Source organism: Micromonospora sp. NPDC003776, from assembly GCF_053605645.1.
In genome coordinates this window covers 1-9,116 of sequence record NZ_JBSGJR010000257.1, presented here as the reverse complement: position 1 = coordinate 9,116, position 9,116 = coordinate 1, and the positions used below count along the sequence as shown (strand labels likewise).

At 71.1% G+C, this 9,116-nt stretch carries 5 protein-coding genes; 3 read left to right on the top strand and 2 right to left on the bottom strand.

The genetic code is table 11. The features are described 5' to 3' along the window. Positions 1-34 precede the first annotated feature (34 nt). A complete protein-coding gene (locus ACWEVO_RS20550) occupies positions 35-3,565 on the bottom strand; it encodes a ThuA domain-containing protein (protein WP_452309135.1) in 3,531 nt (1,176 codons plus the stop codon). Between the two features lie 454 nt (positions 3,566-4,019). On the opposite strand from ACWEVO_RS20550, the gene ACWEVO_RS20545 reads away from it, so the two are divergent. The 3 genes from ACWEVO_RS20545 (at position 4,020) to ACWEVO_RS20535 (ending at position 7,494) form a co-directional block, all read left to right on the top strand. Then, the gene (locus ACWEVO_RS20545) at positions 4,020-5,306 is read left to right on the top strand and encodes an erythromycin esterase family protein (RefSeq protein ID WP_452309134.1); all 1,287 of its coding nucleotides are present in this window, start codon (positions 4,020-4,022) and stop codon (positions 5,304-5,306) included. Between the two features lie 76 nt (positions 5,307-5,382). Then, on the top strand, positions 5,383-5,643 hold the full coding sequence (locus ACWEVO_RS20540; protein ID WP_452309133.1) for a hypothetical protein: 261 nt from the start codon (positions 5,383-5,385) through the stop codon (positions 5,641-5,643). Positions 5,644-5,673: 30 nt separating this feature from the next. Further along, the gene (locus ACWEVO_RS20535; RefSeq protein ID WP_452309132.1) at positions 5,674-7,494 is read left to right on the top strand and encodes an AMP-dependent synthetase/ligase; all 1,821 of its coding nucleotides are present in this window, start codon (positions 5,674-5,676) and stop codon (positions 7,492-7,494) included. A 51-nt stretch (positions 7,495-7,545) separates the two neighbouring features. Here ACWEVO_RS20535 and ACWEVO_RS20530 read toward each other — a convergent pair. Beyond that, on the bottom strand, positions 7,546-9,116 hold a 1,571-nt coding region (locus tag ACWEVO_RS20530; protein ID WP_452309131.1), incomplete at its 5' end, for an aminotransferase class I/II-fold pyridoxal phosphate-dependent enzyme.

Genomic DNA, 9,116 nt, shown 5'->3' with positions numbered 1-9,116 from the left:
CGCCGCGCAGTGCGGCGCACCCGCCCGCGTCGTGCTAGGGGCCGCTCACCCCTTGTCCCCCGAACTCGGTCCAGTTGAGGTTGAACAGGTTGGCGCCGGTCTGACCACCGGTGACCGACCGGAACACGAGGTAGACCTTGTGCAGGCCGCCGGGATCCGTGATCGGGAAGGTCTGGCTCTGCCAGGTCCCGGGGTCACCGGTCGAGGTGAGCGCCGCGGTGGTCAGGATCGGTCCGTTGACCGCGTCCAGGTGGACTTCCACGGCGGCCATCGCCCCGCCGGCCGGCACCTGCGTCGACGTGCTCGCCACCCGGAAGGTGAGCGAGTTGACGTTCTTCAGGTTGAAGGGGCCGTTGAGCGCCATCCAGTCGCCGCTGCCGAGGCTGCCGCGGTGCTGGCTGCCACCCGCCGGGTCGTTCGTCGTGGCGACGGTCGTCCCGGATTCTTCGGTGACGAACTCGACCTCCTGCCGCTTCTGGCGGACGTTGTTCTGCGCGACCGTGGTCAGCGCCGGCACCCCGCCCGGACCGCCCAGGTCGGTGTAGGAGGCGCTGATGACGCCGAAGACGTTGCCGCCGTGCGACACGTCGTTGGCGTCGGTCGGCAGGACCCCGGTGCAGCCGTTGACGGTCTGCTCGGCGTGCCCGTGGGTGTCGTGGCCGAGCACGAACGTCACCGCGACGCGGCTGCAGTCGATCGTGCCGTCCTCCGGGTCGGTGACCGTCACCGAGAACGGGATGGTGTCGCCGAAGGCGAACGTGCCGCCCTCCACCGGGGTGTTGATGGTCACCTTGGGAGCGGTGTTGCCCACTGTGATGGTGGTGTTCGCGGACGCGGACTTGCCGCTGGAGTCCAGCACGGTCAGCCGGGCCGTGTACTGGCCGGCGGTGGTGTAGGTGAACTGCGGGTCGGGGTCGGTGGAGTCGACGACGCCGTCGCCGTTGAAGTCCCACTCGAACCGGATCGAGTCACCCGGGTCGGGGTCGCGCGAGCCGGCGCTGGAGAACTGCACGGTCAGCGGCGCGGAGCCGTTGGTCGGGGAGGCGGCGAGCACCGGCGTCGGCGCGCGCTGGCCCTTGACGTAGTCCCACCGGTACAGGCCGGCGTCGTTGTTGACGTTGAAGAAGCCGTCGCCGTAGCCGAGGAGGTAGAAGTGCCCTGTCCCGTCGAACTGCATGTCCATCGGGTTGTCGCACTCGAACGGGTTGCTGGTGTCCGGCACCCGCCGCGCGTTGAGGCCGCCGCAGTCCAGCAGGTTGTTGATCTTGAAGATGCGGTTCTGCGAGTCGAGCCGGACCTCGCGCAACGTGTCCCGGGTGAACTCGCCGACGAAGACCGCGTTGTCGTAGTACGGCGGCAGCTTCGTCGGGTCGGTGTTGTTCGGGTCGAAGTGGTACTTCGCCGCGCCCTGCGGGCCGACGCCGCCGGTGCCCAGCTCCGGGAACAGCCGCGGGCAGGTCGTGGCGCCCGAGCCGTTGTAGTACGCCAGGCACGGCGTGCCGATCGGGTTGTTCGCCCGGTTCTCCGGCGTGTACGAGTACCAGATGTCCGGGTTGGTGATCGGCGGGCCGTACTCCAGGCCGGGCTCGACGGTGGGTCCACCGTTGAGGTTCCAGCGCGAGTTGTTCTGCGGTCCGCGGGTCGGGTTGTCACACTCGAATGTCTGCGCCGGGTTGTCCAGCGGGGTGGAGGTGTTGAAATTCCACCGGTAGTAGGGCAGGTCGGTCTTGTAGCACAGCGGCCACCCGTAGTTCGCCGGCTTACGGACGATCTCCACCCGGCCGGTGCCCGCCGGGCCGCGGAAGTTCTGCGGCGTCTGCGAGTCGGGTGAGTAGTCGGTGATGTAGGCGACGTCGTTCTCGTCGACCTGGATCCGGAACGGGTTCCGGAAGCCCATCGCGTAGATCTCCGGGCGGGTCTTCTCCGCGCCGACCGGGAACAGGTTGCCCGTCGGCACCGTGTACGCCCCGCCGAAGTGGTTGGCCTCGCCGGAGGCGATGTCGCCGTCCTTGACCGTGATCCGCAGGATCTTGCCGCGCAGGTCATTGGTGTTCTGGGCGGACCGCCGGGCGTCCACGAACGGGGCGTTGTACTGACCACTGGTGGTGAGCTGGTCGTTGAACGGGGAGAAGCCGCCGGAGTTGCCGCCGCCGGCCGGCGTGTCGTCGCCGGTGACCAGCCAGAGGTTGCCGTGCTTGTCGAAGTCGATGTCGCCGGCCACGTGGCAGCAGGCGCCGCGGTTGACCGGCACGCGCATGATCTCCTGCTCGGACGCCGTGTCCAGGTGGGCGGGAGTGTCCGCCGTCGCGTCCACGAACTTGAAGCGGGAGAGCTGGAAGTAGCCGACCCACGGGTCCCACACCGCCGGCGAGTCGCCGGTGTTCGGGGCGTTCGCGGCCGGCGTGGTCTGCGTGACGATCTCTCCGGTGGAGAGCTTCACGTCCTTGACGGTCGGTGGCGCGTAGTAGAGGTAGACCCAGTGGTTGCTCGCGAAGTCCTTGTCGATGCCCGGCCCGTACAGGCCGTCCTCGCTGGCGGTGTAGACCGGGATCTGGGCCAGCACGGTGGTGGTGTTGGACTTCGGGTCGTGCAGCCGGACGCCGCCGCGGCGGTCGGTCTGGATGACCCGGTTGTCGGGCAGGACGTCGAAGCCGATCGGCTCATTGGTGTTCGGCGGGAGCGCGACGGCGGTCTGCTGGTAGTTGGCGAGCACGGTCGCGCCGCAGTCGGAGTAGACCGGGTCGGCGCGCCCCGCGGCCCACTTGATCGCGCCACCCAGGTGGGATCGCAGGTTGGTCTCGCCGAAGCCGGCGGCGGTGTTGCCGAGCGCCGTGTAGAACGAGCGGCCACCCTGCCAGTCCTTGCACCAGGTCACCGGGTGGTCGGCGCCCATCGTGCCGCCGGTGATGCCGGTGACCGTGCCGCCCCAGGGCTGCTGCGCGAAGGTGTCCTCGACGACGGTGGCGAGGACGTGGCTCTTGCCGCGGACGTTGGACTGGAAGTTGTACCAGGCGTCGCTGCGGGTCCAGTACTCCGGCAGGTTCTTCGACGCGTCGTGAACCCGGTCGGCGACCTTGATGGTGCCGGGCTGGACATCGGTGCGGCCGGAGGCGCGGGTCCCGAGCACGTTGGACAGGAACTGCCAGCCGGGCTGGGCCTCGATCGCCGAGCCGATGCCGACGAACCCGCCGCCGGCACGGTAGTACGACTCGAACGCCGCCTGTTGGGCCGCGTTCAGCACGTCGCCGGAGGTGTTGAGGAAGACGACCGCGCGGAACTTCTTCAGGTACGCGGGGTCGAACTTGCGGGCGTCGTCGGTCGTCTGGACGCTGAACCGCAGCTGCTCGCCGAGTTCTCTGATGGCTTCGACACCGGCGGTGGTGGCCGCCGCGTCGACGTTCGTGGACTTGGTGAAGACGAGGACCCGGTACTGGATCCCGTCGCTGGCGGGGGCGGGTGCCGCCACGGCCGGGGCCGATGCGGACGCCGGGCCGACGAGGGTGGCGCCGACGAGCGTCAGCAGGCCGGCGAAGGCGGTGAGGCGGCGGCCGAGAGGTCTGCGCATGGAACCTCCTTGCGAGGGCACGACCGACTGGCGGACCGTCGCGAAGCGGCGGCCCGGGAACGGTGCGGTCGGGAACCGTGTGGAACGGGATCGGTGGGATCGGCGCGGTGCGCCGGTACGGCCGGAGAGACGGCGTACGGGGATGATCGGTCGCTGTGCTGGTGTGCGGTGCGCCGAGGTCCGCTCCAGTGTCGCCGGGGGTGCAGCTCGGCGGGCGAGTGACTGGTTGGCGGCCTTCGGCGTGACTCTATATCTGCGCAACCCCCAAAGAAAGACTCTGTTCCATGGAAGTTTCCTTTCGAATAGCGCAGCTTTTGTTCGTACGAGCGGAAGTTACGGCCAGCTGACCCCAAATCGGGCGCGGGGTCGCTCCAGTGGCTCGCATGGCCGTTGCCGGGACGGGTACGCCAGGTGCCGTGACCACGAGCCGGGAGCTGACGCGGCGGGAGTGAACATGGGGCGCTACGACGACGAGGTGACCGGGCTGGCGGCGCCGCTGGACGATCCGGGTGACCTGGACGTGCTGCTGGACCGGATCGGGGATGCCCGGGTGGTGATGCTCGGCGAGGCGAGCCACGGCACCCACGAGTTCTACACCTGGCGCGCGGCGATCACCCGGCGGCTGATCGAGGAGAAGGGCTTCTCGTTCGTCGCGGTCGAGGGTGACTGGCCCGACTGTGACCGGGTGGACCGCAGTGTCCGCTGCCAGGACGGCGCGCCCGGCGACCCGCGGGACGCCCTGTCCACCTTCGAACGCTGGCCCACCTGGATGTGGGCCAATGAGGAGGTCGTTGACTTCACCCGCTGGCTGCGTACCCGCAACGCGGGGGTGGACGAGCCGGACCGGGCCGGCTTCCACGGCCTGGACGTGTACTCGCTGTGGGAGTCGCTGCGCGAGATCATCACCTGGTTGCAGGAGCATGACCCGGAGCAGGTGCCCGCGGCGCTGGCCGCGTACCGCTGCTTCCAGCCGTACGACGAGGACCCGCAGCAGTACGCGCTGGCCACCCGGTTCGTGCCGAACAACTGCGAGAACGAGGTGGTGGACCTGCTCGTCCGGCTGCGCGAGCGGGCCGTCGCCGACGGGGCGGGCCGTTTCGGGGCCTGGCAGAACGCGGAGGTCGTCGCCGGGGCCGAGCATTACTACCGGACGATGGCGCGTGGTGGCCGCCAGTCGTGGAACGTCCGCGACCGGCACATGGACGACACCCTGGACCGGTTGCTGCGGCACTACGGGCCGGGCTCGAAGGCGGTCGTCTGGGCGCACAACACCCACGTCGGGGACGCCCGCGCCACGGACATGACCGACGCGGGCGAGGTCAACATCGGCCAGCTCGCCCGGGAGCGCTACGGGCCGGAGCAGGTGGTGCTGGTCGGTTTCGGCACGCACCACGGCACGGTGGTGGCCGGGGACGCGTGGGGCGCGCCGATGGAGGTGATGCCGGTGCCGCCGGGGCGCCGACACTCCCTGGAGGAGGCGCTGCACGGCGCGGCTCCCGGGCGGGCCCTGTTCGTCTTCCCGCGCGACGGCAAGCCCGACGTGCTGGGCGATGAGCTCGACCACCGGGCGATCGGGGTGGTCTACCACCCGGAGCGGGAGAGCTTCGGCAACTACGTGCCGACGGTGCTCGGCGACCGGTACGACGCCTTCTGCTGGGTCGACGAGACCCAGGCGCTGCGGCCGCTGCGCGTTCGGCCGGTGGGCCTGGCCGAGCCCGAGACGTACCCGTCCGGCTTCTGAGCACGGCGGCGGCCGTTTGCCGCCGGACCTCCCGGGCAATCGCGCGGCGGACCACCGTCAACGGGAGGAGCAGGTGATGAAGATCCACGATCCGGCCAGCCAGGCGATGCAGAAGGACTACGACGTCACCGACATCGAACGCCTGATGGGCAAGAAGGACTGGAAGAGCTACGACGACGTGATCGGCTGGCTGAAGAAGTCGGGCGACGAGGACCGGCGGTTCACCCCGGGCGAGGTACAGCACATGATCGACGACTTCTCCCGGCTACGTGACCGCGGGATGGACTTCGTGCGTGATCCCGAGAAGCTCTGCGACCAGCTCAAGAAGAGCCGGTAGCCCGCAGGTGGCGGAGAGCCGAGGGGCCTGATGCGGCGCGAGGTCAAGGTGGAGCCGGCGGTCACCGAGTCGGTGGGGCTGGCGGACGTGGCGTGGGAAAACGCGCGGCGGGACCCGGACGCGGTGCAGTTCCGGCGGCCGGACCCGGACGCCCGCACCTGGCCGCCCGCGCCCGGCGACCCGTCGACGGTGACCTGCCGCCAGTTCCACGACGACATGCTGGCCGTGGCGCGCGGGCTGGTCGCGGCCGGTGTGGCGGCGGGGAGCCGGGTGGCGCTGATGAGCCGCACCCGCTACGAGTGGACCCTGGTCGACTATGCGGTGTGGATGGTCGGCGCGGTGACCGTGCCGGTGTACGACACGTCGAGCGCCGACCAGCTGGCCTGGATCCTCGCCGACTCCGGCGCGGTGGCGTGCGTGGTGGAGACGGCCGAGCACGCCGCGCTGCTGGCCGGCGTACGCGACCGGCTGCCGCAGCTGCGCGAGGTGTGGCAGATCGACGCCGGGGACCTGGTCCGGCTGGCGGAGCAGGGCCGGGCCGTCGGCGACGAGGTCGTCCACCAGCGGCGGGACGCGGTGTCGGGTACGGACCCGGCCACGATCGTCTACACCAGCGGGACCACCGGGCGGCCCAAGGGCTGCGTGCTGACGCACCGCAACATCCACCTGGACGTCGCCAACGCGGTCGCGGCGCTGCCGGAGCTGTTCAACCGGGGGGCGTCGACGGTCCTGTTCCTGCCGCTGGCGCACGCGTTCGCCAGGATGATCCAGGTGGGGATGGTGCAGACCCGGGCGACGATGGTGCACAGCCCCAGCGCGCGGGGCGCCTTGGACCAGCTGCGCCGGTACCGGCCGACGTTCGTCCTCGCGGTGCCGCGGGTGTTCGAGAAGGCGTACACGGGTGCCCGGCAGAAGGCCGCCGACCAGCATCGGGGGTGGCTGTTCGCCGTCGCGGACCGGGTGGCGGTGCGGTACAGCCGGGCGCTCGACGCGCCGTCCGGCCCCGGCAGGGGCCTGCGGCTGCTGCACGGTCTGCTCGACCTGCTGGTCTACCGGAAGCTGCGGGCCGCGTTCGGCGGCCGGTGCCGGGTCGCCATCGTCGGCGGCGCTCCGCTCGGTGAGCGGCTCGGGCACTTCTTCCGCGGTGCGGGCCTCACCACCCTGGAGGGGTACGGGTTGACCGAAACGTCCCCGGCGCTGGCCGCGAACCGGCCCTCGGCGATGCGGATCGGCACCGTCGGCCGGCCGCTGCCCGGCGTGGAGTTGGCCATCGCCGACAGCGGGGAGATCCTCGTGCGCAGCGAGGTCGTGTTCCGGGGCTACTGGAACAACCCGACCGCGACCCGCGAGACGTTCACCGCCGACGGCTGGTTCCGCACCGGCGACCTCGGCAGCCTCGACGACGACGGCTATCTGCGGATCACCGGACGGACCAAGGAGATCATGGTGACCGCGGAGGGGAAGAACCTCGCGCCCGCCCCACTGGAGGACCGGGTCCGCGCGCACCCGCTGGTCAGCCAGGCCATGCTGACCGGCAACGGCAGACCGTACGTCGCGGCCCTGGTGACCATCGACCCGCAGGCGTGGTCCCGGTGGCGCGAGGCGCACGGGCACCCGCGCGCCTCGGTGGCGCAGTTGCGCGAGGACCCCGCCCTGCGCGGCGAGATCCAGCACGCGATCGACCAGGCGAACCGGTCGGTCTCGCACGCCGAGGCGATCAAGACCTTCCGGATCCTGCCCGACGACTTCACCGAGGCCAACGGCGAGCTGACCCCCACCCTGAAGATCCGACGCGAGGCGGTGCAGCGGCACCGCGCCGCCGACATCGACGCCCTCTACCGCGGCCACTGACCACCCGGCGGCTCCGGTTCGTGGGGCGATGGCAGTCGCCGTCAACCCCGGTCACACAGTGCGGGTCAGTTCTTCTCGCAGCGCATCCACCGTCGATTCGATGTGCGCCTCGGAGTGGGTCGCATTGACGAAGAAGCGCAACCGTGCGGCGCTCTCCTCGACCGCGGGGTGAAGGATGGGCTGCACGTTCACGCCGCGCTGCCGCATCCGGTCCGCCAACAGCAGCGCTCTCGCCGATCCGCCGGTAATGACCGGTACGACCGGTGCCGTACCGGCTCCGACGTCCAGGCCGGCGGCGGTCGCGAGCCGGCGGAACAGTCGGGCGTTGTCCCGCAGACGCACCACCCGCTCCGGTTCCGCCTCGAGCCGGCCGAGCGCGGCACGTGCCGCCGCCGTGGAGGCCGGCGGAAGTCCGACGCTGTAGAGGAAGCCCGGGGTGGTGTAGCGCAGGTACTCGATGAGCGCGGCGTCGCCGGCCACATATCCGCCGCAGCTGGCCAGCGCCTTGGACAGTGTTCCCATCCAGATGTCGACGTCGGTGGGGGCCACCCCCCAGTGTTCCCCGGCGCCACGGCCGGTCGCGCCGAGGACACCGAGGCTGTGTGCTTCGTCGACGTAGAGAAGGAACCCGTGCCGGCGGCGCAGCTCCACGAGGGCGGGCAGGTCGGCGAGGTCACCGTCCATGCTGTAGACGCCCTCGACGGCCACCACGACGCGCCGGTGGCGGGGGGTGAGGTCGGTGAGCAGCCGGTCGAGCGCGTCGAGGTCGTTGTGCGGGAAGGGCCGGCGGTACGCCCCGGACAGGCGGATGCCTTGCAGGATGCTGTCGTGCGCCAGCGCGTCGTGCAGGGCCAGGTCGCCGGGGCGCAGCAGGTGCCCGAGTACGCCGACGTTGGTGGCATGTCCGCTCACCATGGCCAGGGCGGCCCCGGTACCGAGGAAGGCCGCGACGGCGTGCTCCAGGTCACGGTGCAGCGGCCGTTCCCCCGAGGCGACCCGGCTGGCCGAGACGGAGGTGCCGTAGCGGGTCAGGGCGTCGGTGGCGGCGGCGACCACGACGGGATCGGTGGCGAGGCCGAGGTAGTCGTAGCCGGAGAAGTCGACCAGCTCGGATCCGCCGATGCGGGTGGTGGCGCCGAGCGCGCCGTCGTGCGGCACGAAGTACGGGTTGGCCACGCCGATTCGTTGTGCGAGGGCGAGCCGCTCCTGTAGTGCGGCCAGTTCGGGCAGCACCGGCGGTGGTGCCGGTGGCGGGTCGGTGGGCTCGGCCCGGGGGGCGGCGCGGGCGGGTTCGGGGCCGGCGGCCGGGCGGGTCGGTGCGGCGGGTGCCGGGGTGGGATCGGTGCCGAAGGTCGTGGTGAGCCAGGCGTCGATGTCGGCGATCGTGGTGGTGCGGCGCATCAGGTCGTCCGGCAGTCGATCCAGTTCCGGATGCGCCGCGGTCAACTGCTCCTCGAGTTCGATGAGCATCAGCGAGTCGAAGCCGAGGTCGTCCACCAGTGCCTGGTCGGCCCGGAGCGATTCCGCCGGGTAAGAACCCGCCTTCGCGACGGCGGCGAGCAGCGCCGACCGCACGGGCGGCACGTGGTCGGTGACCGGCGCGGCGTGGAGGGCGGCCGGTA

Excerpts from the sequence above, each read along its gene's own strand:
- ACWEVO_RS20550 (WP_452309135.1), bottom strand. The coding sequence starts at position 3,565 with ATGCGCAGACCTCTCGGCCGCCGCCTCACCGCCTTCGCCGGCCTGCTG.
- ACWEVO_RS20545 (WP_452309134.1), top strand. The coding sequence starts at position 4,020 with ATGGGGCGCTACGACGACGAGGTGACCGGGCTGGCGGCGCCGCTGGAC.
- ACWEVO_RS20540 (WP_452309133.1), top strand. The coding sequence starts at position 5,383 with ATGAAGATCCACGATCCGGCCAGCCAGGCGATGCAGAAGGACTACGAC.
- ACWEVO_RS20535 (WP_452309132.1), top strand. The coding sequence starts at position 5,674 with ATGCGGCGCGAGGTCAAGGTGGAGCCGGCGGTCACCGAGTCGGTGGGG.